We start from the raw sequence: 25,851 nt of genomic DNA, 5'->3' as shown, positions 1-25,851 counted from the left end.
TGCAATTGTTGTGCAGAGGCAGTCGTGGAGAAGTGAGATGACCGTCACATAGCGGGAGAACCATGACCCGATGACCTGGGCAGGTCAAGCTTGGGGCTAGGCTTCACTGGCGGAAACGCCCGGCACGCACGCCTGAGCGTAGGAGCTCGCCGTGAGAGAGCGAGGCACGATGCCAACGAGCGGTGAGCGGACGCGACCGTCAGCGCAGTTGCCCGGGCCGTCGAACATCAGTCGGATAAGCAAGGACGGACCCTCGTGGACCTGTTCGAACATCAGGCGAAGGAACTCTTCGCTGACTACGGCATCCCGGTGCCACGCGGCATCGTCGCCCACACCGTGGAGGAGGTGCGGTCGGCCGCCGATGAGCTGACCGGCCGCGTCGTCGTCAAGGCCCAGGTCAAGACCGGTGGCCGGGGCAAGGCCGGCGGCGTGAAGGTGGCCGACGACGCCGCCGACGCCGTCACCAAGGCCGAAGCCATCCTGGGCATGGACATCAAGGGCCACACGGTCCACAAGGTGCTCGTGGAGGAGGCCAGCGCGATCGCGGAGGAGTACTACTTCTCCTTCCTGCTCGACCGCGCGAACCGTACTTTCCTCGCCATCTGCTCCGCCGCGGGCGGCATGGACATCGAAGAGGTCGCCCACACCTCTCCCGAGAAGGTCGCCAAGGTGCCGGTCTCGGCACTGGACGGCATCGACCGCGCCACGGCCCGCGAGATCGCGCTGGCCGGCGGTCTGCCCGAGAAGGCGCTCGACGGCGCCGCCGAGCTCATCGAGAAGCTCTGGTGCTGCTTCGTCGACGAGGACGCCACGCTCGTCGAGGTCAACCCGATGATCCTGTCGGCCGACGGCCAGGTGAAGGCCCTCGACGGCAAGGTCACGCTCGACGACAACGCCGCCTTCCGCCAGGCCGACCACGAGGCGCTCGCCGACAAGGCGGCCGAGGACCCGCTCGAGGCCAAGGCCAAGGAGAAGGACCTCAACTACGTCAAGCTCGACGGCGACGTCGGCATCATCGGCAACGGCGCCGGCCTGGTCATGTCCACGCTCGACGTGGTCGCCTACGCCGGTGAGGCATTCCCCGCCAAGCCGTCGCCCGCCAACTTCCTCGACATCGGCGGCGGCGCCTCCGCCGAGGTCATGGCCGCGGGCCTGGAGATCATCCTCTCCGACCCCAGCGTCAAGTCGATCTTCGTGAACGTCTTCGGCGGCATCACCGCCTGCGACGCCGTCGCCAACGGCATCGTCTCGGCGTTCAAGCTGCTGGAGAGCCGCGGCGAGGCCGTCACCCACCCGCTGGTGGTCCGCCTCGACGGCAACAACGCCCAGCTCGGGCGACAGATCCTGGCCGACGCCGCGCTCCCGCGCGTCGAGCTGGTAGACACGATGGACGAAGCGGCCAAGCGCGCCGCCGAGCTCGCTGCGGTAGGTGCGTGACATGGCCATCTGGTTGACTGAGAACAGCAAGATCATCGTCCAGGGCATGACGGGCGGCGAGGGCACCAAGCACACCCGCCGCATGCTCGCCTCCGGCGCCCGCGTGGTCGGCGGCGTCAACGCCCGCAAGGCCGGCACGACGCACGAGGGCCTGCCCGTGTTCGGGACGGTCAAGGAGGCCATGGCGCAGACCGGGGCCGACGTGTCGGTCGTGTTCGTGCCGCCGGCGTTCACCAAGGACGCCGTCAAGGAGGCCATCGACGCCGAGATGCCGCTCGTCGTGGTCATCACCGAGGGCGTGCCGGTGCACGACTCCACGGAGTTCTGGGCGTATGCGGTGGCCAAGGGCAACAAGACCCGCATCATCGGCCCCAACTGCCCCGGCATCGCCTCCCCCGGCGCCTCCAACGCGGGCATCATCCCCGCCGACATCACCACCGCCGGCCGCATCGGCCTGGTCTCGAAGTCGGGCACGCTCACCTACCAGCTCATGTATGAGCTGCGCGACTTCGGCTTCTCGACCGCGGTCGGCATCGGCGGCGACCCTGTCATCGGCACCACGCACATCGACGCGCTCCAGGCCTTCCAGGAGGACCCGGGCACCGACGCGATCGTCATGATCGGCGAGATCGGCGGCGACGCGGAAGAGCGGGCCGCCGCCTACATCGAGCAGCACGTCACCAAGCCGGTCGTGGCCTACGTGGCCGGGTTCACCGCGCCTGAGGGCAAGACGATGGGGCACGCGGGCGCCATCGTGTCCGGCTCGGCCGGCACCGCCCAGGCCAAGAAGGAAGCCCTGGAGAAGGTGGGGGTCCGCGTGGGCAAGACGCCTTCGGAAACGGCCCGCCTGATGCGCGAGATCATGCAGTCCCGCTGACCAGCCATCCCTGAAAAGCCCCATGTGGTCCCTTCCGACCACATGGGGCTGGGGCGGGTCAACGGTTTTGACCACGGACGTGGCCAACAGGACGTCGTAACGGCGGCGCGCCACTGACCGGGTCAGAAAGCGTCTCCCTGGACAGAGGCCGGCCCAGGTCGGCGTTTGGGGCAACTACGGCGGAGCCGTACAGGATGAAAAGAAAGACGGCGCCGCGAAAAGAGTCGGGCCGCGCGGCGCGTCAACCAAGCGCGGGTTGGGAAAGCTTGAGAAAATCGCTACCGTGACGGCGATCCTCGACCAGTTGCGCACTGCCCCCAGGTCCGTGCTCGGCAAGCTCCCCGGGGCTTCGAGCGACGACGACGAGACCAGGCGGCCGCTGCCCGTGTCGGGGATGCTGGCCGCCGCCGCCACGCTCGGCGTCGGGCTCGCCGCACTCACCACGCTCACGCTGGTCGGCTGGATCGCCGCGCCGCGCGGCACGCTGGGAAGCGGGTTGCCGGGTGTGTTCCGTACGGCGGCGCAGCTCTGGCTGGCCGCGCACCACGCCGGGTTCGCGATGCCCGGCGGCCGGGTCGGGCTGCTGCCCCTCGGTCTCACGATCCTGCCCGCGATGCTGCTCTATCGGGCCGGGCGGTGGATGGCCCGCGACGCCGACCTGCGGCTCCGGCTGCCCGAGCGGCTGCCCAAGAACAGTCCGCGTGAGAAGGCCCAGGCCCGCCGGCGCGCGCAGCTCGTCCTGGTGGCGCAGGCCGGGGTGTCGCTGGCGGCCCCGTATGCGCTGCTCGCCGGGCTGATCGCGCTCGTCGCGCGCAACGAGATCACCCAGCCGTTCATCGGTGAGGCGCTGCTCAGTCACTTCGTGCTGGCGTTCCTGGCGGGTGCGCTGGCCACGGCGCGGATGATCGGGCCGTGGCGGGTGATGCTGCGGCTGCTGCCCGAACGCGTGCGCGCCCTCACCGTCGGCACGGCCGTCGGCACCGCGGTGCTGCTCGTGGCCGGGCTGGTGCTGGTGCTGGTAGCCGTCGCGCTGAACTTCGAGCAGGTCAGGGAGCTGTCCGGCGTACTGTCGCCCGGGTTCGTGGGCGGCGTGCTGCTGTTGCTACTGCAACTGCTCTATCTGCTGAACGTCGTCATCTGGGCCTCCTCCTACATCGCGGGCCCCGGGTTCGCGATCGGCGCCGACACTCTGGTCGCGCCCACGGGCGTGCAACTCGGCACGGTGCCCAGCCTGCCGCTGCTGGGGGCGCTGCCGGAGAGCGGGCCGGTCCCGGTGTGGATGATGGCGGTGATCGCGCTGCCGTTCGCGGCGGGGGCCGTGGCGGGCGTGATGGTGGCCAGGATCTCGCCGTCGCCGTCGTATGAGGCGGCGCCGCTGTGGGGGTTCCTGACCGGGGTGTCCACCGGGCTCGTGGCGGGGGTGCTGGCGGCGCTGTCCGGTGGGCCCATCGGCGGCGGGCGGCTGGCCGCGATCGGGCCGTCGCCCTGGGAGGTGGCGCTGTCGGTCGCGCTCGAGGTCGGTGTGGCCGCGGGCATCTCCGCGGGCGTGACCAACCTGCTGCTGCTCAACAAGCGCGCCCGAGTGCCCCTGGACAAGGCTGCCGCCCCGGTACGCAAGGCGGGCGCGGCGATCGCCAAGGCGGCGAGCAGGGTGGGGCTGGCCGAGTCCGACCCGCGCCCGCTGCCCGGCCACTGGATGGACGCCACCGAGGCCGACACCCAGGAGATCCCGGTCATCAGGGACGACTGGCAGGACGAGCACGCCTCGGCCGAGGCGGAGACGCTGGCGCAGGCCCGTCCGCGTCCGCCGGAGCCGGCGGCGCGACCGCCGCGTAAGGACATCGTGGACGAATCCGACGACCGCGGCGGCCACGTCATCTACGTCGACCCGTACGCCTGGGATCGGGACTGAGGGCGCCTGGCACCGACCTCGACGGGGTGCGGCGCGGCCGGTGAATGGGCTAGGGCTGCATGGTTCCGAGCATTTCGAGCACGTCGGCGGGCAGCTTGCGTTCCGCCAAGTTCCTGAACTGGGTGAAACACTCACCCTGCGACGAAACCGTACCGGCCCCCTTCATGCACTCCTGATAGGCCGAATACTCGTCCATCAGGTAAAGCTGCATGGCCGTGGCCATCCCGGACAGCAGCAGCGCGACCGAGGAGACGACGATCCCGCCCACGGCCACACCCGTGGGCTTGCTCGCACTTTTGAGCTGTGGCAGCGCCCGGATGCCCGCCACGAGCGCGAACAGCGCCATGACCAGGCCGGCGAGCGGCAACATGAACGTCATGGCCAGCGCTGCGATCGACAACCAGATCGCTCGGCGGCCCGCCGAATCGGCGGGTTGCTGGCCTGCCGGTGCCTGCACCGGTGTCGACACCTGACCTCCTCTGCGTCGCCGGGCAAGGAACGGATACCCTTGTCACCCCCACCCTGTTTCCTCTTTGGAGAGTGCGCGTGTCTAAGGCTGGGCGGCTTGTCGTCCTCGTCTCCGGCTCTGGAACCAACCTACAGGCCCTGCTGGACGCTTCTGCCGACCCTTCATACGGGGCTCGTGTGGTAGCGGTCGGCGCGGACAGGGATGGTATCGAGGGGCTGGTCAGGGCTGCGCGGGTACAAATCCCGACATTTGTTGAAAAATTGGGCGATTATGCGACGCGGGCGGAGTGGGATGACGCCATCGCGGCCAAGATCGCAGCGTACGAGCCCGACCTGGTCGTGTCGGCCGGCTTCATGAAAATTTTGGGCGCGCCCACGCTCGACGCCTTCCCCGTGCTGAACACCCACCCGGCCCTGCTGCCGTCGTTCCCCGGCGCCCACGGCGTTCGCGACGCGCTGGCCCACGGGGTCAAGGTGACCGGCTGCACGGTGATCCTGGCCGACGCGGGGGTCGACAGCGGGCCGATCATCGCCCAGGAAGCGGTGCCCGTACTTCCAGGAGACGACGAGGCGGTGCTGCACGAGCGCATCAAGACCGTGGAGCGCCGCCTGCTCGTCGACATCGTCGGCCGGATGGTCCGCGAGGGCTGGACGGTCAGCGGACGTACCGTCCGAATCGGCAACCAAACAGGAGGGGAATCCACGTGACTCGCATCGCCATCCGGCGCGCGCTGATCGCTGTTTACGACAAGTCCGGGCTTGAGGAGTTGGCCAGGGCTCTTGACGGCGCGGGGGTGGAGATCGTCTCGACCGGTGGTACGGCCGCGGCGATCTCGTCGTTCGGGATCCCGGTGACGAAGGTCGAGCAGCTGACCGGGTTCCCCGAGTGTCTCGACGGGCGGGTCAAGACGCTGCACCCGCGCGTGCACGCCGGGCTGCTCGCCGACGTCACCAAGCCGCACCACGTGGCCCAGCTCGACGAGCTGGAGATCGACCCGTTCCAGCTCGTCGTGGTCAACCTCTACCCGTTCCAGGAGACGGTGGCCTCGGGGGCGTCCGACGAGGAGTGCGTCGAGCAGATCGACATCGGCGGGCCCGCCATGATCCGCGGCGCCGCCAAGAACCACAACACCTGCGCCGTCGTGGTCGACCCGCGCTTCTACGGCGACGTGCGCAACGCGCTGGCCGAGGGCGGGTTCACGCTGACCGAGCGCAGGGAGCTCGCGGGCATCGCCTACGCGCACACGGCCTCGTACGACGTGGCCGTGGCGAACTGGTTCGCGGGGACGTTCGGGAACGGCGAGGAGTTCCCCGAGTTCGCGGGGGCCGCCTACCAGCGCAAGGCGACGCTGCGCTACGGCGAGAACCCGCACCAGCGCGCCGCCCTCTACACCGGCGGCACCGGCGGGCTGGCCAACGCCGAGCAGTTGCACGGCAAGGAGATGTCCTACAACAACTACCTCGACTCCGACGCCGCCTGGCGTGCCGCCTGGGACTTCAGCGAGCCCTGCGTGGCCATCATCAAGCATCAGAACCCGTGCGGCATCGCCATCGGCGCCGACGTGGCCGAGGCGCACCGCAAGGCGCACGCGTGCGACCCGGTGTCGGCGTTCGGCGGCGTGATCGCCGTCAACCGTACGGTCACGGCGGAGCTGGCCAGGCAGATCGCCGACGTGTTCACCGAGGTCGTCATCGCCCCCGACTACGAGGCGGAGGCGCTTGAGGTGCTGCGGGCCAAGAAGAACCTGCGGCTGCTGCGCTGCCCCGAGGGCCCGTCGCGTCGGACGGAGCAGCGGGAGATCGACGGCGGCCTCCTCAAGCAGACCGTCGACCGGGTGGACGCGCCCGGCGACTCGGCCGCGCAGTGGGAGCTCAAGACCGGTCAGCCCGCCTCGCCCGAGCAGCTGGCGGACCTGGAGTTCGCCTGGCGCGCCTGCCGTTCGGTGAAGTCGAACGCCATCCTCCTGGCCAGCGACGGCGCCACGGTGGGCGTGGGCATGGGCCAGGTCAACCGGGTCGACTCGTGCCGCCTGGCGGTCACCAGGGCCGGCGAGCGGGCGCCGGGCGCGGTCGCGGCCTCGGACGCGTACTTCCCGTTCCCCGACGGGGCTCAGGTACTGATCGACGCCGGGGTGCGGTTCATCGTCGAGCCGGGCGGCTCCATCCGGGACGAACTCGTCATCGAGGCCGCAGAAAAGGCCGGCATCACCCTCTACTTCACCGGCACCCGCCACTTCTTCCACTGATCGTTCCCCAAAGGGCGACATGACCAATCATGTCGCCCTTTGGGCGTTTAGCGGTGAGCACCCGCGCTCTGCGGTTACCCTGATGGCTCCCCCGCTCGCTTGGAGTACGTCTTGCTCGAACCGATCCTGCAGGCCTTCATCACCCTCAACGGCCTCGCCACCAACCCCGTCGTCCTGTTGGTGCTCGCCCTCATCGGCGCCTACCTCGGAAGCCGCGTCGTCGAGGTGATCCCGTTCACCCGCCGCATCATCGAACGCCGCGAAGCCCGCCTGGCCGAGCGCGACTAGGACCGTCTCAGAAGCCCGATCCGGCCATGCGGGATCAGGAGTCTTCCTGAGCGACGATTTCACCAGGCCTCACCCAGGAGGATCCGGCTGAAGGTGTCCCTGGCAACGGAGGTCAACGCCCACGCGGTTTCGTGGACGGTCCCGTTCTCGCGGTCCGTACGGCGGATGAACCCCTGGCCGGCAGCGGAGCACAACTCGTACACGGTGTGACGGCATTCGCAGGTGTGCAAGATGACGCGGATGCTCTGTACCCGGTGCGCCGGCTCGTACCAGCCGAGCCTGATGGGCTGGGGCTTGAGCGGTTGGGGGTGCAGGCCGTGGAAGTCGGGGGTCTCGCCGCGCTCGGTCATCGGGTCCTTCCCTCGAAGATCTCGACGAGGCTCCTGAGTACGACGTCGACGCGAGCCAGAACCAGCGCGCGGACGTGTTCGCCATCGGACGGCAGGCGGTAGCCGTGCTTCTCCAGTACGGCCTGGACCTCGGCTGCCAGCAGGGGCGTGAATCGTAGGTCTGTGGTTGAGCTGCTCATGGTCGGACCTCCCGTGTCCGAACTATACTGCCTTCTCGATAAGGCGGCAATGATGCGACGGGTGCGGACGGGCATACCACCTGCTCGCTAAGGTGGTATGGAGTTCCTCTCCGGCGACGCTCCAGTAAAGAGGCGGGTCACATGAGTGATGGGAACAGCTGGACCGACATCTCGGCTCCGTACGTTCGGCCCCGCCCTGGCCGCTCAGACGCATGGGCGGAGGAAGCCGCTCGGCGTGGGCATGTCGGTGCGCAGCAGCTCCGCGAAGTAGCAGAAGTCCGCCCAGCGGCTGAGGTTGCGGACGCGCTCGGCATCCCCTCTGGTGAGACTGTCATCGTGCGGCGCAGGCTCGTGCTGCTCGATGAGCTCCCTGTGGAATTGGCGGACTCCTACTATCCGGCCGCCATCGCCCGAGGGACCCCATTGGCCGAAGCCCGAAAGATTCGAGGCGGCGCTGTCACGCTGCTTTCTGGGATGGGGTATGAGTCGCATCGCATTCAAGAAGATGTCCACGCGAGACCGGCGACCGAAGAGGAGCGCCAAATTCTGCAGCTCGACCCACACGAATGGGTGCTCGTTCTTGCTCGGCTGTCCATGTCTCGCGACGGTACCCCATTCGAATACAGCACCATGACTATGGTTGCGCGAGGTCGTCATTTGCGCTACGAACTCTCCATCTAGGACCGAAGGAGTGACCTTGGATAGGGATGCTGATACGCGGCCCAGGCATCTGCAGATCGCAGCCGATCTGCGAGCGCAGATCATGGCTGGTGTTCTTGCGCCTGGGGCACAGCTTCCGTCTACTCAACAATTGGTTGAGCGATATTCGACGGCGAATGCTACGGTGCAACGTGCCCTATCCGTGCTCAAAGACGAGGGCTTTCTTTATGGCAGGCCAGGAAAAGGCGTCTATGTACGTGACCGGCAGACCTTTGTTGTCGAAGTGGGCGCCTATTTGGCTCCTTCGCCGCAGGGCTACAGTTACCGTCTGCTGGAAGTTGCCGAAGTAAACGTTCCTGCGGAGGTTGCCGAGATCCTCGGCGAGGAGAGGGCAATCCTTCGCCGCCGCTTGACGCTACGCGATGGCGATCCCGTCGAGCTCACGTGGTCGTATTATCCGTTGAGCATAGCCGACGGCACCCCGCTGGCAGGGCGCGCGAAGATCCCTGGGGGTGCTCCCCGCGTGCTGGCCGACTTGGGCTACCCAGGGCGAGAGTTCACGGATCGCGTATCCACGCGGGCTCCGACGACTGAAGAGGTTGAGGGCCTGGCCCTGCCTGAAGGTGTACCAATCATTAGGCAATTCAGAGTAGTTCTCTCTCATGAGAAAAGGCCGGTCGAAGTGTCCGCAATTATCAAGGGTGGGCACTACTATGAACTCCAATACCATCAGGTGGTGGACTAGTACCGCAAAAGGGTGGTGATCATGAGCGACATGGCCCTGACACTCCGCCTCGAATTGGTGGACAAAGTAGGATCTGCCTGGCTAGAGGAAGGCGCTGGAGACGGTGCCGCGCGAGCGGTTCCTGGGAGATGCCGTATACCGGCCCGACGAGGCGCGCGGCGACCTGTGGACACCTGTCCGGCGCGTCGACACCACCGAGAGCGAATGGCTTGCCTTGGCCTACACCAACGAGTCATGGGTGACGCAGGTAGACGGAATCATGGCCGAAGACGCGACAGGAACCGTGGCCTGGTCGACGCCGGTACAGGCTCGCGGGCTGAGGTCCAACCAGTTCCCGCAGGGGGATGGAGCGTGCGTCAGCACGGGCGGGTCAATCTGTGGGACGAGGTTGAGAGGGCCATCGAGACATGGCGGGAAGCCGGCAGCCCCCACAAGTCCGATTTCGGGCTAACGGTGATGCCTGAGAGGCAATGGGTGTGGCTGGGGGAGCCTGACGGGTCTTCATGGGATCTCCCGACCTAACGCAGCAGGCCCCTGACGAGCTCGCGCGGGAGACACTCCGCGCGCACGTCAAGAGGCGCGACCAGGAGCGCCGGGCCAGGCTTATCCAGGAGTGGAAGACCGAGGGGGTCTATCCGTACTCTGCAGAGCCTGCCGAGCCTGCGCAGGCCGTCGAGCGTGAGATGTTCGACGAGGTAGCCACCAGGATCTCCCGTCGTCTGCCTGGCGTTACGCAGAGCAAGAAGACCACCTTGCGGCTCCTCCGTGAGGTCATTTCTCGTGACCCGAGCGGGCTCTATCCGGTGCTCGACGAGCTGTTCCGGCTGCCCCAATCGGAGCAGGAGGAGCTCAAACGCATCCTCCAGCGCACCAGCCTCTCCGACGTGATCAAGGCTACCGGGCAGGTCAGCGACCGACTCGACTTCCTGGCCGCATTGAAGAAACTCGTCTTCGAGCCGGAGATCAGCCGGACCGTCAGAGAACGGAGCGAGCTTCACAAGATCCTGGAGCGCGAAACGTGGATCTTCGGGGACGCCTACGCGCTGATGGTCAGCGACCAGAGCCTGGACGCCGTGCTCATTCGCCACCTCAAGGAGTTGGGCCGAGAAGCTGAGAATGGTCAACTGAATCCCGTCCGTCGCGAGGACGGGCGGACGGGCATCGTCGACCTCCTACTGGGGCGCGCTCACCGAGGGAGTTCCGGGCGGGAGCACCTTGTGGTCGAGCTCAAGGCCCCCAACGTCAAGATCGGTCAGGCGGAGGTTGCCCAGATCAAGAGTTACGCGGAGGCGATCGTCAGCGATCCTCAATTCCTCGACGCCCGCGTTTCCTGGGACTTCTGGGTTGTCTCCACAGAAATGACGGAAATCGTCAGACGTGATGCGAACGCACCGAACCGGCCACCCGGCTGTATCGCGGAATGGGCGGGAGGAGTTCGAGTCTGGGCCCGGACGTGGAGTGAGATCATCGATGACTGTGAGGATCGGCTCCATTTCTATCGGGAACGGCTGAACCACGACCCGGCCACGGAACACGCTGTGGAATACCTTCAGCGAGTTCATGGGGAGGTTATGCCTGGGGTGGTCGTCGTAAGCTGAGGTCAGCACAATCTGGTGGCTTCCTCTGTGCCGAGCCGTTAGGCATAGCAAGACCACTCGCTGCCCTCCTTGCGGGCTTCCACATCGGAGCGCTGGTGCGTTAGTTTGCATGCGAGCTGCATGTCGATCTTTATCCGGCATATCCAGACATTCCCCTCAGCTAGGGCGATAACGGAGGGAGAATTATATTGTGACTCGCAATATCCCTTCATGTCGAAAATTCCGCCGACGGGAGTTTGGCTGGCGTTGTAGCAGGTTACGCTGCGAGGGTTGGAAGAGTTGAACCTGTAGCTAAGATCGCTGTTCTTGTTCTTGTATTGCCAGTTGCAGGCCGCTGTTAGGTCTATCAGGGAAGAGCAGGTCTCTTGCTCCACCGTTCCATACTTGTAGAAATTGCAGAACGCGGAAATATCCACTCCTCCGATGCGCTTCGGGCTGTTGGCAAGTTTGAACCCCCAGTAAATTCCGCCCCCGAAGAGAGCGCACGCGAGAACGAGGGAAAGTAGAGTCCTCACCCATTTAGGGCTCTCCTTGATGCCCTTCGCCAGTTGGGCCAGGAAATCCCGTATGCTTTTAACTATTTCAAGAATTTCGGTAAACATAGCGGCCACCTCGGTTGTGCGCTACGCCTTTACTTGCCCTCGGCTGCAGAAAGCTGTCGGATCGACTCGCCAACTCGACGGTGGAGCCGCCAGCCCTGTTACTTAGGCATACACCTCACACCGGCGGTCGTCCAGATGGTGAGCGTGACTCGTTGCCGACCGCTAAGAACAGCTATTGGACAGGGCACAGGAGTATCGGGTTCTCCTTGAGCTGTCGCCGCTGCGTGGCGATTATGCACTCACGATGATCGTCGAAACCGGAATACCGGCGCCGCCAAGGCCGGCGTTCAGATGGCGAGTCAGGTGGGTGGCCGTGAGAACCTGGCTGTCGCCGTTCAGCAAGAAAATGGCAGAGGCCAATGCCGTTTGGATGGCAATTGATCATGGTCTTTGCTGCGGCCGATGGTGTGGGCAAGAGCGTGACGGTCGGTGGACCCGCGTGCCGGATGCCTTTGTTGGAGGGGCGTCGCTCACGGCAGCTGCTCCTGCGAGAGCGTTTGACGGCTCGCGGATAGGAGCGGTGGCGAGGGGCGTCACGTTGCGGAGGGCGTGGCGGAACTATTCGCATTGTTCATCGATTCGGGTGTCGTCAGGCGGTTTGGCGTGGTTTGTCGCCAGGTTAGGTCGGTTGCTTCTGCGAGGTCGACTCGGACGCCGAGGGTGCTCTGGCGGGCCTGGACTGCTCTGACGAAGGGCGTCGTCGAGGACTCGTTCGAAGAGCAGCTCCCCGGCGGCTGACACGCCGCCCCGATGACCATCGTCGTGAGCTGGAAGATGGCCGCTGTGGAAGTGATCGTGCCGTCCAGGGCTTTGTCTGCAGGGCGTCGTGGCACCATGCGTGAACCGTGCGCTGAAGGTGATCGTCTTAGGGGTATGAGAGGGAGTTGGGTCGTCGCTCTGGTGTTGGTGCTCGCGGCGTGTAGCGGCACAGGAGTTCACAATGCCGGTGAGAGCATGCCGAGTCCGGAGCAGACTGGTCGGCCAGTCCCTGAGCCGGTCTCAGCCGGACCTGCGCGGCATCCTGTCGCTGAATGGCTACGTGTGGGTGGTTTGGTGGCCCCCGGCTTGGTAGCCGTTCGCCCTCCGGTGCTGGTGGTCTACGCCGATGGCCGGGTCATCGCCGATGCCGCGCACGAGCTGCGTCTTCCATCCGCCGAGGTCAAGGTCCTGGTCGAGGCCCTGAAGCAGGATCTGGCCGGGCAACCCGCCACCGCCTCGCCCAAGCCGGGGTCGCCGAGGATCTATGACGTGCCCACCACCGTCCTCGGCGTCGCCGGCGGCAGCGGGATGCGCGAGGTGCACGTGCCGTCTCTGGATCACAGCGCAGCCCGCTACGACGCCGCGCTCGTCACCGCCCGCGACCGCCTCGCCCACCTGGCCGACCGAGTCGCCGCACAGGGCTGGAACTACTCCACCGACCGCGTACGGCTGTCCACAGAGCAGGTCACGGCCCCTGCGACGAGCGCCAAGCCCTTGCCGGAGGGTGTTCCCCTGCCACCCGAGAGACAATCGCACTCGGGGAGCAAGGACTACAAGGGCAACAAGGCACACGCGATCGCCCGGCTGATACCACGAGACGGATCCCGGCACGTCTATCGCACCTCAACCGGGAACCGCATCGCGCTCTCGTGGCGTTATCTGCTTCCTCACGAATAGGACTCCAGCTACGGACGAGCAGGTGAGCCTGCCGCCTGGGGCGCTTGATGGCGTGATTTCGGGATCGCTATTTGTCGTGGTCAGCGTGGTCCCGTAGCAGCTGTCGCGTGAGAGCACTCTTCGGGGGCCCGTGCCCTGGTGCTCGTCTCATAGTCTCTTTCCGGGGTCAGGGAGCAGAGTCCGTCCAGCCGTGGAAGACGTGGACCACGTTCAACTCGGCACTGACGATCCTGTACGGCTTCTTGAAGTCGATTGGGGCCGTTTTCAGCGACGCGTGCTGCCCCAAGGCGACGGAGATCCGCTCCCCGGAGATCACGGGCTTGGCCACCGCCGACACCTGGTCGGTCTCGTCCGCCAGGCCGGTCTTGACACTTTTCGCCGCCCACTGGACGGTCCAGGCGCCCTTCAGCCCGGTGAGCGACAGGAACGCCGTCTTGCCGCCCTGCTCGACGGCGACGGCCCAGCGGCTGCGGCTGTTCCCCTCTGAGGGTGCGGCCGACGGTATGGCACCGGCGGTGGCGAACTCGATGGTGACGCCGGTCTGGCCGCCCTTCATCGCCACGCCTAAGAGATCGGCGTACGGCAACGGCTTGCCCGCGTTCGGCCCGCCCTTGGCGTCCCCGGCCTGGTCCTTGATGGCGGCGCTCTGGAAAGCAGGCTGCGGCGGGGGCTGTGGAATGGGACACTTCACGTCCGCGCGCGTGGTCACGCTCGGTTTGACCACAGCGGTCGTCGAGCATTTCCCATCGCCTAAGCGGACCTGGAGCCGGTAACCACCCGGGGGCAACGAGAATCGGAACCCACGCTTATCCGAGCGCCGTTCGGCCACCCGCCGGTCCTTGCTGGTGAAGACCTCGATCAGGCCGGGCTGGTATCCGTCCGCGGCCGACAGCCCAGGAGAGGGGCCGCCGAGCAGGATGATGCCGCCGACGAGCAGCCCCGCAGCCGAGGCCCGGTCGCCGGAATCCGAGGACGTCTCGGGATCCGGGGATGCCTCAGGACCCTCGGAGGCCTCAGGGCGCTTGGACGTGTCGGGGGTCGCGGGCGTGTCGGAGGGGTCGCCGTCCTTCCTGTGCGGCAGGGGCTCCGGCAACGTTTCCGCCACGGCGGATGGCTCGGTTACGCCGTTTTGCGGCTGACTCGCCGACGAGCGCGGCGGATCGTCCGGCACCAGGCTCCAGGACATTGTCGCCACGACCGCCACCGCGGCGAGCCCGCCTCCCACAGTCAGCGCCCGGCGCCTGGCCCGAGGCGCACTCTTCGCCCCGGTGCCCGAGCTCCGGATGGGTTCTCCCGCGGGATCCCGGCTCGCAGCGGTACCCGAACTCCCACCGGCTCCGATGGCCACCCTGCCACCAGCTCTGCCGCTCTCGTCCGATGGTGCAGTGCTGCCGCCGGCGGAGGCGGTCTCCTCGCCGGCGACCGTGGACTCTCCTTCGGTGAGCTCGGCGCTCGTGCCGGCGGCCGAGGAGCCGTTCGGGACATCATGGGACACCACCTGCGAGTCTGCCAGAGGAGTTCCCGCATCCAGTCCGTCCACGAGTGCGCGGGCGGCCAAGGCCAGGGCAGCGGCGCTCGGCCAGCGATTCGCCGGGTCCTTGGCCAGCGCCCGCATGACGAGCTCGCCAACGGCGGCAGGGACGTCCTTGGGCAGCGGCGGCGGCATCTCGTGCATGTGCTTGAGCGCGATCGCGATCGCGCTCTCGCCGTCGAAAGGCGCCCGCCCCGCCAGGCATTCGTACGCGACCACCCCCAGCGCGTACACGTCCATCGCCGGGGTGGGCGGGGCGCCCTCGGCCTGTTCGGGGGCGCAGTAGATGGCGGTGCCCAGCACGATGCCCGTGGCGGTCAGCCGGTGCCCCTCGGTCGTTCTGGCGATGCCGAAATCGGTCAGCACGACCGTTCCGTCCGGCCGGATCATGAGGTTGCCGGGTTTGACGTCCCGGTGCACCACCGCGGCCTCATGCGCGGCCTGGAGCGCCTCGGCGGCCTGCGCTACGAGGTCCATCGTCGCCCCGGCAGGGACCCGTCCCCGGCGGGACAGCAACAGGTGGAGAGGCTCGCCGTCGAGGTACTGCATCACCAGGTATGGCGTACGCCGACCGGGCATCTCGTCGATCCCGTAGTCGAACACGGCCACCACACCGGGGTGGTCGATGGTGGCCATCGAGCGGGCCTCGGCATGGAACCGGGCCGCGAACTCAGGGTCGCCGCTCAGCGCCGACCGTACCGTCTTCACCGCGACGACGCGGTCGAGCAGCGTGTCCTGGGCGCGCCAGACCTCGCCGTGGCCCCCGGCTCCCAGCCGTGACAGCAGGCGATAGCGGCCCGCCAGCGCCGTGTCCGGACCGATCACGTCTGCCCCGCCCTTCACTCCGATATCGAGAGCCCGTTTCACTAAAGACGTCCGAAACGAGCAACAGGTTCGGAGTTCCGCGTGTTTCTGAACCACCAAGTACTACGGCAAGGCGATCGGCGCGCGACGTGCCCGCGCGGCAGGATCTTGGGGCTCTTCCTGCCCTTCATCGACGATCAGGTCAGCACCGGGCAGGGGTCGGCCGCTCCCGGAATTCCCTGGGGCTGACGGGCCGAAACGGGGATCTGGCGTCAGCGCAGTGGGCGGTGTTGGAGCGTCACGGGTGCGTGGTCTTTCGGTGGAACTTCTCTGTTGGAGCTCGACGTTGAGGGGATCATGCGTTGGGGATGGTTCGGTTCGGGATTGCTTCTGGCTGGTTTGTCGGCGGCCGGGTTGGGCTACGCGCTGCGCTGGTCGGTGTTCGACGAGCCGTGGGAACCCGCGGGCATCGGGCTGCTGCTGACGCTCGGCCTGCTGGTCCTGCTCGTGGTCAGGCTGGTGAAGCTGCCCCGCGAATCGGACGGTTCCGAGTGGAGCGTGGGCTGGGCGTTTCACCCGCAGGGGTCGGTTCGCGCGTGGGCTGGCATGGGCGCGGTGGTCACGGGTGTGTTCGCCTTGTACGGCCTGGTGCGCGTGTTCCGGACGTTTGCCGGAGGGCTGCCCGAGCTCGGTGAGGTCCTGTTCGGCGTGGGCATGACGCTTATGACGGCCGGGCTCGTCCTGCTGGCGAAGATCGAGAACGACCTCGCCAGGCCGTCGTTCAGGGACATAGGCGCGGGAGTGGCCGTTGCGCTGGCGCCGCTGCTGGCGGGTTCCCTGGCTGTCGAGATCCTGCCGGTCGAGGCCGTCACCGCCGCCAGGCCCGCCGAGGTGGCGGTGCCCGCGACGGTGAGCAAGGTGGCCTGGCAGTGGAAGAGGCCGGACGGCGCCCCCACCGGAGGGACGGCCGTCGCGGGCGGACATGTGATCACGGTGATCGGGGACGGAGTCGCGGCGCTGGACCCCCGGACGGGTCGGGAACGCTGGCATTACCGCAGGCCGGGGGCAGAGGCGCACTTGCAGGTCACTCCTGATCGCGCCACGGTGGTTCTGACGCTGGTCGTGCGCAAAGGGGCGCAGGAGAGCACGAGCCGGATGGCGGTGCTGGACGCGTATACCGGCCGGGTTCGCTTCGAGTACGCCGGGGAGCGAGGCTGGAGGTACATCGGGGAGAACCGCTGGAGGGACGAGCGCACCGTTTTGACGTCGTCCGGCTACGCGACGAGCGACGACGCCGGGAGGCTGAAGAGCTGGGACCTGTCAGGCGCCGGCGAGCCCGCATGGGAGTACACCATGCCCAAAGGCTGCCGCCCCGCCTTCGAGCTGATCAACTCATCGTCCGTGGCGCTGCGCGACGTGATCGCCGTCGTGGCTCGCTGCTCGGGCGTCGTCGTCGTGATCGGCCTGAACTCCGCGAGCGGCGCCGAGAAGTGGAGATATGAGTACAAAATGGCCGACCGTTCGTCCTCGATCCACGCCACCGCATCGAACGATCGCAGCGCCATGAAGCTGCTTGTCGGCCCCACCGAGTCAGGGGCGTTCTCCGGCAAGACGGTGGAGAAAGACGTGATTCTCGAGCAGGGGTCGGGGAAGGTCCTGTCCGACGAACGCCGACGCAGCTTCCTGGTGCCGCACTTCACCACCGAGGGTTATCTGAACCGGCCGGCGTACGACGGGGGGCGTGGGGAGTACCAGTGGCAGCCGTACGACGGCAGCGAGCCGAAAGCCGCCTCCATGGCGGCGGGCAGCCTTGACGACTACACGCCGCCGGCGAGTTACATCGTGCTGAAGGACGGTGTGGTCGCGGCGGAGGTGTCGGCGACCACCCGCACCGCTGTGACCGTGACGACACACGTCGCCCGCTGGGGCACGACCAGCGCCACGAACATCTCGTTCGACCTGAACGCCCCAGAGAGCGAGGGGCGCGGTCCGATGCTGTTGCTGCCTGCGGCCGGGGCAGTCGTGTTCGGCTACGGCGGGAGCAACACACTCGTGGGCCTCGTCTGACCACCCACCCCGGAACTCGGCGGGCGGACGGTGTCCCGGCTACCCGTTCGCGGGCCATCATCCCCGATCGATGTGCGCCTATCACCTGGAGAACGTCGCCGATCCGCGCAGCCGCCTGACCTTGTTACTTAGCCCTTGCGCTAACTATTGCGAGGCCACCATACTTAACCGCATGGCACAGTATCCGGCGCAGCTCGACGGGGTGTTCATCGCCCTCGCCGACCCGACCCGGCGCGCCGTCGTCCGGCGCCTCGGCCATGGGCCCACGAGCGTCGGCGACCTCGCCCGCGAGTTCCCGATGACCCTCCCCTCGTTCATGAAGCATGTGCGGACGCTCGAATCGAACGGGCTCATCCGCACGGTCAAGTCCGGCCGGGTGCGCACCTGCGTGCTCAACCGCGAGCGGCTCGCCTTGGTCGACGACTGGCTCGCCGAGCAGCGACAGATCTGGACGGAACGCACCGACCGCCTCGAACAGTTCGTCACCGGCACAGAGGAGAACAGACAGTGAATCCCGATCTCGACCTTGGTCTGGAGCGGCTCATCCGCGCCCCGCGCGCGACCGTGTGGAGGGCCTGGACGGACCCGTCCCGGCTTGAGCAGTGGTGGATCCCAGCTCCGTTCCGCTGCCGGGTGGACAGCCTGGACTTGCGGCCCGGCGGGGCGTTCGTGACGCGGATGAGCGACGACGGGGCCGAGTTCGTCCCGCACCTGGACGCGTGCTTTCTCGCCGTGGACGAGCTTGAGCGGATCGTGTTCACCAACGCGATCGACAGCGCGTGGCGTCCCGCGAGCCCCGCCCCGGTCGCTATGACCGCCACGATCACGCTGAACGATCATCCGGACGGCACCGACTACCGGATCGTCGTCCGGCACGGCGACCCGGAGGCCCGCGCTCATCACGAGAAGCTCGGTTTCACCGAGGGCTGGGGGACGGTCGTCGCCCAGCTGGCCGCATTCGCCGAGGGCATTCGATGAAGATCACTCTCACCGAGTTCCTCACGCTCGACGGGGTCAGCCAGGGACCGGGCTCGCCGGATGAGGACACCAGCGACGGGTTCACCCGTGGCGGCTGGCTCGTCCCCTACATGGACGGGACGTTCGTCCAGCGCGCCTCCGACTGGCTCGACCTCGCCGACGGCCTGCTGCTCGGACGGCGAACCTACGAGGCGTTCGCACGCGATTGGCCGAAGATCACCGACCCGGCCGACCCGTTCACCGAACGGATGAACACCCTGCCGAAGTACGTCGTGACGAACACCCTCGCCGAAGGAACCTGGAACCCCACGATCGTCCTCAAGGGCGACCCGGTCCACGCGGTCACCGAACTCAAGGCACAGCCAGGCCGGGAACTCCAGATCCACGGCAGCGCCCGCCTCGGCGACTCGCTGCTGTCGGCGGGCCTGATCGACACGCTCCGCCTCGTGGTCGCCCCCGCCGTCATCCGGACCGGCCGACGACTACTGACCGGCACAGGCACCCCGTCCGGCCTCCGCCTGCTCCACCACGAGGCCACGCCGAACGGCCTGCTGCTCCTGGAGTACGAGGTGACCGGCCAAGCCCGCCAAGGCGCATACGAGGGCGTCACCGCCTTCACATGAGCAGCGCTGTCCCAGAAACATTGTTCATGAGCGACGATTTCATCCCGTGGTGGAAGTCTTCACATTCGACCATCCTTAACGATCTGATGCGAGGGCTCCTGTGACTTACGACAAAAGGCCGTCCGACATGACCGATCCGGAACCGAGGGGCGGTCGCTCGGCCGGCCTCTGGCCGCTGGTGCACGCCGAGCGCGCGGCCCTGGCGGCCGACCTGGCGGATCTGACCGACGAGCAGTGGGCCACGCCGTCGTTGTGCACCGGGTTGACCGTGCGCGAGGTGCTGGCGCACCTCACCTCGGGGGCGAGCCTCAACGGCGTGCGGTGGCTGGCGGGTGTGATCCGCTGCCGGTTCGACTTCGACAAGCAGGTCGCCATGCGGCTGGCCGAACAACTGGGCGCGACGGCAGCCGAGACTCATGACAGGTTCCGCCGCGTCATCACCAGCACCACCAAACCACCTCTCCCGGTCATGGCGATGCTGGGCGAAACGATCGTGCATGCCGAGGACATCCGGCGACCGCTGGGCATTCGCCGCGACTACCCGATCGAGACCCTCACCCGGGTGGCCGAGTACTACCAGGGGTCGGACCTCGTCGTCGCCGCCAAGAGACGGATCGCCGGCCTGCGACTCGTCGCCGACGACGGCCCCTTCACCACTGGCTCAGGGCCGCTGGTGTCCGGCGCCACCCTGGCACTGGTGATGGCAACGACCGGGCGCTCGGCGTACTGCGATGAACTTGACGGCGACGGCGTCGAAATCCTGCGCGATCGGCGAGACATGACGTGACCCCTGAGTTTAGAAGCCCTCTGGAGCTCCAACTTCGAGCCGCGTCAGCGTGGCCCGGAGGGGCGCGGCGGAGTGCCCGCGTTGTCCCTCCGTCCGGGTGTCGTCAGGTGGTGGGCGTGGGTTGTCGCCAGGCCAGGTTGGCTGCGCCCGCGAGGCTGGCTCGGACGCCGAGGGTGCTCTGGCGGACCTGGACCCTCCTGACGAAGGGGAGGCCGGCCACGTCGTCGAGGGCGTGTTCCAAGGGGTCGAAGAGGAGCTTGCCGGCGGCTGACACGCCGCCTCCGACGACCACCGTCGTGAGCTCGACGATGGCCGCGGTGGAGGCGATCATGCCGGCCAGGGCTCTGGCGCCGCGTTCGAACGCTGCCACCGCAATCAGGTCTCCTGCTGCGGCGTCCTGGGCGAGTATCCGTGCGTCCGCTTGGGCGGATCCGGGTGACCAGCCGTTCTCCAGGGCCCAGCGGACCAGGTTCGGGCCGCTGGAGTAGCGTTCGACGCAGCCTCGGCCGCCGCATTCGCAACGTTCGCCGTTGGGGTCGATGCTCATGTGCCCCACGTGTCCGGCGTTGCCGGTCAGGCCCAGGAACGGGGCGCCGTTTGTCACCAGGCCGCCGCCGATGCCGGTGGACACGACGATCCCGAGCAGCGACTCGCTGCCCCGGCCCGCTCCCAGCCAATGCTCCCCGAGGGCGAAGCACTGCGCGTCGCCGGCGAGCATGGTGGGCAGACCGGTGAGCTCGCGGACCTCGTCGCGCAGGGGGAAGCCGCGCCAGCTTGGCATGTTCACCGGGCTCACGGTGCCGGTCGCCAGGTCGAGCGGGCCCGCGCAGCCGATGCCGACGGCCGCGGGGGGCGGGCCGCCGTTCGTCACCTCCGCGATGAGAGCCGCCAGGGCGGACATGACGTCCGTGCGCGGTGTCGGACGGGTGGCGGAGCGCAGGGCGGAACCGGACTCGTCCACCAGGGCGGCGGCGAGCTTGGTTCCTCCGATGTCAATGGCAAGTACGCAGGTCATCAGTGTTTGTGGTGGTTGTCGGGCTGGCGGGGATCGCCAGGGTGCTCAAGGCCGGGGACGAGTCTTATCTTCTGGGCGCGTAGGTCGTCGAGCCAGCGGGCGAAGGCTCTTCGCCGTGCTGCCGCCAGAAGGTGCTGATCAGGGGCCTTCTCGGGTGGTGGTTGCCGGCCGTTCGTGGTCGGTGCCGGGACTGCTGTGGCGACGTGCCAGCCGAGGGTGTCCTCCACTGGGCCGACGAGGGTGCCGTGGGGGTGTTGGCTGAGGGCTTCGGCGATCGCGGTAGGCAGTGAGTCGAGTGTGATCGGGCCGAGGGGTTCGAGGTCGGCTGGGGTCGCTTTGCGGGCGCGGGTGGGGTCGGTGAAGAGGCGGTGGTGGACGAGGTGGTGTGAAGGGTGAGGAGATGGGCGTGGGTGTTGCCATTCCGAGGGGATCGTCACGTCGGTGGTGACGTGGTGGAACATGGCCCGGACATGGGGGCTGTTGTTGTAGGCGGCGGCGTTGATGGAGCCCAGTTCGACGGCTGCGATGCGGTCCAGCGCTGGTTCCCTCGGTGAGGGTGTGGATCGGGCGAGTTCGGTGGCCGCTGATTCGCAGGCGGCCTCCGTGAGGATGACCTGCGTCAGCCAGCGGGCGAGCTGGCGGTCCTCCGAGCTGCCCGGGGTGGGCAGGGTGGTGCGGAGGGGGCCGTTGCGTAGGTCGGAAAGGCGCTGGTCGAGGTGGGTGCGTGGGATCGGGCGGTCGTCGACCCAGCCGATGACGGTGGACGGGCTTGAGGGCGGGGGAGTCATCGGCTCACCTCCAGGCGGACGGCCGGGGCGTACTGGCAGCGGCCGAACCACATGACCTTGGCCAGCGCCCACCAATGGCCGTCTGAGGCGTCCTCGGGCACCTCCACGGGGAACGACACTTCCACCGATTCGTTCGCCGCCACGGTGAAGCCCTGGATGCTCTCCGGGAGGAGGTGCCAGGTGCCCCAGGGGGAGGCCAGCTGGGTTTCGCCGCGGATCTCGTCCGCTGTGGTGTTGGTGAGTCTCAGCACCAGGGCGGTGCTGGTGCCGGGGCGGAGGGTGAGCGTGTCGGTGAGCGCGGAGACCGACAGACCCGTGGGGCGACCTTCGGGGGATGTGGTGCCGCGGGTGGCGATGCCCAGCTCTGGAGGAGGGCCGGGGATGGGGAGTTCGGGGGTGTCGCCGAGGGCCACGGTGGTGACGTCTTCGATGAGCTGGCCCCCGGCGTGGGTGCGGGCCGCGACGAAATGGAGGGCGGTGCCGGGGGCGTCTGGAGCGGGGGTCACGGTGACAGGGAAGCGGAGGTGGCCGCCTGGGGGGACACGGAAGGCCCGTTGGGAAGGGGAGGCCGTCCAGCCTTCCGGGACTTTGACGTCCACGACGCCTTCGTGAGGGGTGTCCGTGAGGTGGGAGGAGACCACGACCTCCAGATCGAAGGGGCCCTGTGGGGAGGCGATCAGGCCGGGGGTTACGGCGATGGAGATCGGCAGGTAGCCCAGCGGGGCGGGGCCCTTGTTGTGAAGCCAGTAGCGGCTGTAGACGGGCTGAGCGTGCTCTGTCGTAGCCCCGAGTTCGGGCTGGTCCGTGGCGGTGGTTGCCGGCCCGGTCAGGTATGTGGCGATTTCGGAGCCGGTCAGGTGGATGGGGGTGCCGGGGTGTTCTTGGGTGGCGGTGGTGGGGCGTTCCAGGAGGTCTGAGGGGGTCAGGGTGTCCAGGGGGAGGACGGGGGAGTGCAGCGTGACCTGGGCGCCTAGACCGGTGGATTCGATCAGGCGGATCGTCGTGCCCGAGCCTGGGTGGGCGGCCAGGCCGTGGGCGTGGGGGTTGCCCGTGGCCTTGAGGGTGCTCAGGAGGACTTCGCGGGCGGGGGAGAGAGTCAAGAGGGAGTGGGTGCGCGGGAACAGGCCCTGCTGTGGTGTGGTGACCGTGCGCGGGAGCAGGGGGGTGATGTGTTCCTGGGCGGTTGCGGGGAGGTGAAGGGAGCGCCAGTCGCCCTCTCCGGCGACCAGGGAGTAGGAGAACTCGTGGGTCCAGTGCTGGAGCTGGAAGCCTGAGCCGTCGGGGGTGGTGCGGAGGGGCGGGTCCAGCCAGATGCCCGACGGCCAGCCCGTGCAGGAGCGCATCAGTGACAGGTGCAGGGCGCCGGAGGGGTCGACGGCGAAGCCCGGCAGGCCGTACGTGAGCAGGGCCACCGTGCGGTCGTCGAGGCGTTCCGAACCCAGGGGGCAGATCGCCTCGATCGTGGCGTCGGACAGGTCGGCCGTCAGGTCGGCGATGGAGTCGGTGACGATGAGGGCCGGCAGGGCGCGGACGTCGCGCAGGTCGGCGCTCGGCTGCCAGACCTCGGGCAGCGGGTGTTCGGCGGGGACCCAGACGCGGGTGGCGCCGGACTTCAGGGCGTCGAGGTAGGCGGGGTCGGCGCGGGAGAGCAGTTCGGCGGCCAGGGGGTTGGTGTCGGGGCCGCCCAGGATGATGCGGACGTCGGGGAGGTTGGAGTCGACGTCCAGCCACCCGTAGCGCGTGCCAGGAGCCGAGGACGTCGTGGCCGTCACGCCGACGCGGGCCAGGGCCGCCACCAGGTCGCGGGCCTTCGGGGCGTCGGCCGGCGTGGGGACCACGACCTCGGCCACGCCCAGCGCCCGGGCCCCGGCCTCTCCGAGATCGACGCGGGCCGTGCTCGACAGGCCGAACCAGGTGTTGGCCGGGTTGTCGAGCGTCCACGGGTGTTCGGCCGAGTCGACGTCGGGGAGGGCGAAGCCTCGGCCCACGACGGCTCCCGCCACGTCGGACACCGGCAGCGCGCCCTCGACCAGGGCGGGGAAGCGGACGCGGAGCAGGCGGTCGGCGCCGGTGTGGTCGAGCACGCGGGTGGTGAAGTCGATGCGGTCGGAACCGGTCAGCAGGGTGACCGTCTGCTCGTAGGTGATCTCGCCGACCTGGCCGGTGACGATCAGGCGCTCGCCGATGGGGCTCGTCCGGGCGGTGGTGGTCAGGGCCCGGGTCTCGGCCGAGCCGACGGCGTGGCCGGTCGGGATGAGGTGCCAGGGGCCCTCGCCCATGTCGGGGTGCTGGGGATATTCGTCGTACAGGCGCAGTTCGTTGCCCGTGCCGGACAGGATCTCCCTGCCTGAGATGCGGTCGAGGACCGAGATCAGGGCCCCGCCCCTGGCGGGGTCGGCCGTCACCTGCCAGCGGTCGTTCTGGATGGTGCAGGAGGAGGTGTGGGAGGTCGAGTGCCAGGCGCCGGGGGAGCCCTCGACGACGTCGTACGTGCGCCAGCCCATCGACGGGACGTCCTTCGCCAGGAAGGTGAGGGTGCCGTTCTCCACCACGGCGGGGACTTCGGCGCCATCAGGGCCGGCCAGGGTGCGGCCGGGAGGCAGCGGGACGCGGGTCAGGCCGTCGCGGGGGAAGGGCAGGGTGTTGGTCACCACGACGCCGGGAGCGTCGAGGGCGATCTGGCCGGTCAGGGCCGTCAGGGCGGTGTCGCGGGCGGAGGCGGCCAGGTCGTGGGCCTCGCGCCAGCCGGTCAGCAGGTCGATGTAGACCTGGTCGGACTCCGAGCCGGTGATCGCGTCGTGGTGGGCGCCGTAGGCGAGCTGACGCCACACCTTGTCGAGCGCCGTGTGCGGGTAACGGCCCAGACCGAGCAGGGACGCGAACGCCGCCAGCCGCTCGGCGTCGAGCGCCGCCACCTCGGCCGCGCGCTGGGCCTGCTTGGTGTCGATGTAGGAGACGTCCTTGCCGGTGTAGATGGGGTTCATGTCGCGGGTCTGGGGGCTGAAGGACGACATGGCGGCGCGGACGGCGTCCAGGAAGTCTCGGGGCACCGCGCAGACGAACCGGGGCCACACATAGCGCGAGGCCCACGTGCGGTGGATGTCGGTGACCCACTTGTTGGGCGGGGTGTAGTCGGTGCCGACGGGCAGGAGGATGTTCTTGGTGGCGGCCACGGGTTTGAGCGAGCGGTAGAGGTCGTAGACCGCCTGGCAGGCCTCCTCCAGGGAGGGCGAGGAGTCCATCCACCAGCCGGCCGAGTAGTGGCCGGGCATGTAGTGGGTCAGGACGCCCAGGCCCGACGGCGAGATCCACTCGAACTCGCTGGGGAACTGCATCAAGGCCGCGTCGTTCTTGGCCTCCTTGAAGTTCTTGCTGATCGGCCCCCACTGGTGGAAGGGGCCGCGCGCCCACGCGCTGCCCGTCAGCCCGGCCGCCGCGAGGTAGCCGGGGAACTGCGGATCGTGGCCGAACACGTCGAGCTGCCACGCCGTGGTCGGGTCGCCGCCGAGGATGTCGCGCTGGTAGCCGATGCCGTAGACGAGGTTGCGGATGGTGGTCTCGGCGCCGGTCAGGTTGGTGTTGGGCTCGTTGTAGGTGCCGCCGATGAGCTCGACCCGGCCCTCGGCCATGAGGGCGCGCAGGTCGGCGCGGCGCTCTGGGTGGGTGTCGAAGAACGGCTTGAGGTAGTCGACCTCGGCCAGCACGAAACGGTAGTCGGGGTCGCGCCGCGCCAGCTCTATGTGGGCTTCCACCAGGGCGAACGCGTTGTGTTCCCACAGGGGTCTGGTGGTCGAGTCGCCTGAGAGGAGCTCCCACGGGGTGGTGTAGGCGGCCTGGGTGTTCCACCAGACGGGGTCGTAGTGGAAGTGGGACACCATGTACATCGTCCAGCCGGGCTCTTCGGCCGTGACCGTGAGCTCAAGGGACTCCTCGCCCAGCCTCAGCACGCAGGGGACGGCGGCGCCCGGCGGGGCCGACAGGCTCATGGGGATCTCCAGGACGCCTGCGGCCTCGGCCGGGACGGTCACCGGCCGGGCTAGGCGGACGCCCTCGCCGTGCAGTTCCAGTGGGGACTGCTCGCCCTGGGCGATGGTGACGCGCAGGACCTGGTGTGGCTCTTCTGGGGTGCCGACGAACAGGTCGGTGGACTCTGCGGACAACAGGCGGGGGACGGGCAAGGGGACCTCCGTGGGCATCTTGCTTGGCGCCCGTTACATTAAGCCCTTCAAAGATCAATGAC

23 protein-coding genes are annotated in these 25,851 nt (G+C 68.1%); 15 read left to right on the top strand and 8 right to left on the bottom strand.

The window, feature by feature from the left end:
- Positions 1-255 precede the first annotated feature (255 nt).
- From sucC to ACFOY2_RS25665, 3 genes are all read left to right on the top strand, one after another.
- A complete protein-coding gene (sucC, locus tag ACFOY2_RS25675) occupies positions 256-1,437 on the top strand; it encodes an ADP-forming succinate--CoA ligase subunit beta (RefSeq protein ID WP_379530642.1) in 1,182 nt (393 codons plus the stop codon).
- 1 nt (position 1,438) lies between these two features.
- Positions 1,439-2,314: a succinate--CoA ligase subunit alpha gene (gene sucD / locus ACFOY2_RS25670; protein WP_357819538.1), complete on the top strand. Its 876-nt coding sequence runs from the start codon at positions 1,439-1,441 to the stop codon at positions 2,312-2,314.
- A 283-nt stretch (positions 2,315-2,597) separates the two neighbouring features.
- Positions 2,598-4,226 carry a cell division protein PerM gene (locus ACFOY2_RS25665; RefSeq protein ID WP_379530641.1) on the top strand — a complete coding sequence of 543 codons (1,629 nt, stop codon included), beginning with the start codon at positions 2,598-2,600 and terminating at the stop codon, positions 4,224-4,226.
- Between the two features lie 49 nt (positions 4,227-4,275).
- On the opposite strand, the gene ACFOY2_RS25660 is transcribed toward ACFOY2_RS25665, so the two are convergent.
- Positions 4,276-4,695 carry a hypothetical protein gene (locus ACFOY2_RS25660; protein ID WP_379530640.1) on the bottom strand — a complete coding sequence of 140 codons (420 nt, stop codon included), beginning with the start codon at positions 4,693-4,695 and terminating at the stop codon, positions 4,276-4,278.
- 77 nt (positions 4,696-4,772) lie between these two features.
- Here ACFOY2_RS25660 and purN point away from each other — a divergent pair, with 77 nt between their 5' ends.
- The 3 genes from purN to ACFOY2_RS25645 all read left to right on the top strand — a co-directional run bounded on the left by purN (position 4,773) and on the right by ACFOY2_RS25645 (position 7,228).
- Positions 4,773-5,402: a phosphoribosylglycinamide formyltransferase gene (gene purN, locus ACFOY2_RS25655; RefSeq protein WP_379530639.1), complete on the top strand. Its 630-nt coding sequence runs from the start codon at positions 4,773-4,775 to the stop codon at positions 5,400-5,402.
- On the top strand, positions 5,399-6,940 hold the full coding sequence (gene purH, locus ACFOY2_RS25650) for a bifunctional phosphoribosylaminoimidazolecarboxamide formyltransferase/IMP cyclohydrolase (RefSeq protein ID WP_379530638.1): 1,542 nt from the start codon (positions 5,399-5,401) through the stop codon (positions 6,938-6,940). The genes purN and purH overlap by 4 nt, the downstream gene beginning before the upstream one ends.
- 111 nt (positions 6,941-7,051) lie before the next feature.
- The gene (locus ACFOY2_RS25645) at positions 7,052-7,228 is read left to right on the top strand and encodes a hypothetical protein (protein WP_379530637.1); all 177 of its coding nucleotides are present in this window, start codon (positions 7,052-7,054) and stop codon (positions 7,226-7,228) included.
- 59 nt (positions 7,229-7,287) lie between these two features.
- Here the strand turns inward: ACFOY2_RS25645 and ACFOY2_RS25640 are convergent, their stop codons facing one another.
- Entirely contained in the window at positions 7,288-7,578 is a 291-nt protein-coding gene (locus tag ACFOY2_RS25640; protein ID WP_379530636.1) for a hypothetical protein, read from the bottom strand.
- On the bottom strand, positions 7,575-7,757 hold the full coding sequence (locus tag ACFOY2_RS25635; protein WP_379530635.1) for a hypothetical protein: 183 nt from the start codon (positions 7,755-7,757) through the stop codon (positions 7,575-7,577). Before ACFOY2_RS25635 ends, ACFOY2_RS25640 begins: the two co-directional genes overlap by 4 nt.
- Before the next feature lie 141 nt (positions 7,758-7,898).
- Here ACFOY2_RS25635 and ACFOY2_RS25630 point away from each other — a divergent pair, with 141 nt between their 5' ends.
- The 3 genes from ACFOY2_RS25630 (at position 7,899) to ACFOY2_RS25620 (ending at position 10,760) form a co-directional block, all read left to right on the top strand.
- Positions 7,899-8,438 carry a GntR family transcriptional regulator gene (locus ACFOY2_RS25630; RefSeq protein WP_379530634.1) on the top strand — a complete coding sequence of 180 codons (540 nt, stop codon included), beginning with the start codon at positions 7,899-7,901 and terminating at the stop codon, positions 8,436-8,438.
- Between the two features lie 16 nt (positions 8,439-8,454).
- Positions 8,455-9,162, top strand: a complete 708-nt coding sequence (locus ACFOY2_RS25625; RefSeq protein ID WP_379530633.1) for a GntR family transcriptional regulator — start codon at positions 8,455-8,457, stop codon at positions 9,160-9,162.
- A gap of 503 nt (positions 9,163-9,665) precedes the next feature.
- On the top strand, positions 9,666-10,760 hold the full coding sequence (locus ACFOY2_RS25620; protein ID WP_379530632.1) for a hypothetical protein: 1,095 nt from the start codon (positions 9,666-9,668) through the stop codon (positions 10,758-10,760).
- Between the two features lie 38 nt (positions 10,761-10,798).
- Here the strand turns inward: ACFOY2_RS25620 and ACFOY2_RS25615 are convergent, their stop codons facing one another.
- A complete protein-coding gene (locus ACFOY2_RS25615; RefSeq protein WP_379530631.1) occupies positions 10,799-11,362 on the bottom strand; it encodes a hypothetical protein in 564 nt (187 codons plus the stop codon).
- 1,065 nt (positions 11,363-12,427) lie between these two features.
- On the opposite strand from ACFOY2_RS25615, the gene ACFOY2_RS25610 reads away from it, so the two are divergent.
- Complete coding sequence (locus ACFOY2_RS25610; protein ID WP_379530630.1) at positions 12,428-13,018, top strand: hypothetical protein; 591 nt, start codon at positions 12,428-12,430, stop codon at positions 13,016-13,018.
- Positions 13,019-13,184: 166 nt separating this feature from the next.
- Here the strand turns inward: ACFOY2_RS25610 and ACFOY2_RS25605 are convergent, their stop codons facing one another.
- Entirely contained in the window at positions 13,185-15,374 is a 2,190-nt protein-coding gene (locus ACFOY2_RS25605; protein ID WP_379530629.1) for a serine/threonine protein kinase, read from the bottom strand.
- A gap of 363 nt (positions 15,375-15,737) precedes the next feature.
- Between ACFOY2_RS25605 and ACFOY2_RS25600 the strand changes: the two genes are divergently transcribed.
- The 5 genes from ACFOY2_RS25600 (at position 15,738) to ACFOY2_RS25580 (ending at position 19,808) form a co-directional block, all read left to right on the top strand.
- The gene (locus ACFOY2_RS25600) at positions 15,738-17,420 is read left to right on the top strand and encodes an outer membrane protein assembly factor BamB family protein (protein ID WP_379530628.1); all 1,683 of its coding nucleotides are present in this window, start codon (positions 15,738-15,740) and stop codon (positions 17,418-17,420) included.
- A gap of 172 nt (positions 17,421-17,592) precedes the next feature.
- Positions 17,593-17,931 (top strand): ArsR/SmtB family transcription factor, encoded by a 339-nt coding sequence (locus tag ACFOY2_RS25595; protein WP_379530627.1) that lies wholly within the window; start codon positions 17,593-17,595, stop codon positions 17,929-17,931.
- A complete protein-coding gene (locus ACFOY2_RS25590; protein ID WP_379530626.1) occupies positions 17,928-18,398 on the top strand; it encodes an SRPBCC family protein in 471 nt (156 codons plus the stop codon). Before ACFOY2_RS25595 ends, ACFOY2_RS25590 begins: the two co-directional genes overlap by 4 nt.
- Positions 18,395-19,021: a dihydrofolate reductase family protein gene (locus ACFOY2_RS25585; protein WP_379530625.1), complete on the top strand. Its 627-nt coding sequence runs from the start codon at positions 18,395-18,397 to the stop codon at positions 19,019-19,021. Before ACFOY2_RS25590 ends, ACFOY2_RS25585 begins: the two co-directional genes overlap by 4 nt.
- A gap of 127 nt (positions 19,022-19,148) precedes the next feature.
- On the top strand, positions 19,149-19,808 hold the full coding sequence (locus tag ACFOY2_RS25580) for a maleylpyruvate isomerase family mycothiol-dependent enzyme (protein ID WP_379530624.1): 660 nt from the start codon (positions 19,149-19,151) through the stop codon (positions 19,806-19,808).
- 103 nt (positions 19,809-19,911) lie between these two features.
- On the opposite strand, the gene ACFOY2_RS25575 is transcribed toward ACFOY2_RS25580, so the two are convergent.
- The 3 genes from ACFOY2_RS25575 to ACFOY2_RS25565 are packed head-to-tail and all read right to left on the bottom strand — an operon-like array spanning position 19,912 to position 25,789.
- Positions 19,912-20,823 carry an ROK family protein gene (locus ACFOY2_RS25575; RefSeq protein ID WP_379530623.1) on the bottom strand — a complete coding sequence of 304 codons (912 nt, stop codon included), beginning with the start codon at positions 20,821-20,823 and terminating at the stop codon, positions 19,912-19,914.
- Positions 20,823-21,611 (bottom strand): DUF7158 domain-containing protein, encoded by a 789-nt coding sequence (locus ACFOY2_RS25570; protein WP_379530622.1) that lies wholly within the window; start codon positions 21,609-21,611, stop codon positions 20,823-20,825. The genes ACFOY2_RS25575 and ACFOY2_RS25570 overlap by 1 nt, the downstream gene beginning before the upstream one ends.
- Entirely contained in the window at positions 21,608-25,789 is a 4,182-nt protein-coding gene (locus tag ACFOY2_RS25565) for a glycoside hydrolase family 38 N-terminal domain-containing protein (protein ID WP_379530621.1), read from the bottom strand. The genes ACFOY2_RS25570 and ACFOY2_RS25565 overlap by 4 nt, the downstream gene beginning before the upstream one ends.
- Positions 25,790-25,851 lie beyond the last annotated feature (62 nt).

The sequence above is a fragment of the Nonomuraea purpurea genome (genome assembly GCF_042650645.1).
Lineage (GTDB): Bacteria > Actinomycetota > Actinomycetes > Streptosporangiales > Streptosporangiaceae > Nonomuraea > Nonomuraea purpurea.
The sequence above is the reverse complement of the archived record's forward strand: the minus strand, read 5'-3'. Positions and strand labels throughout refer to the sequence as shown.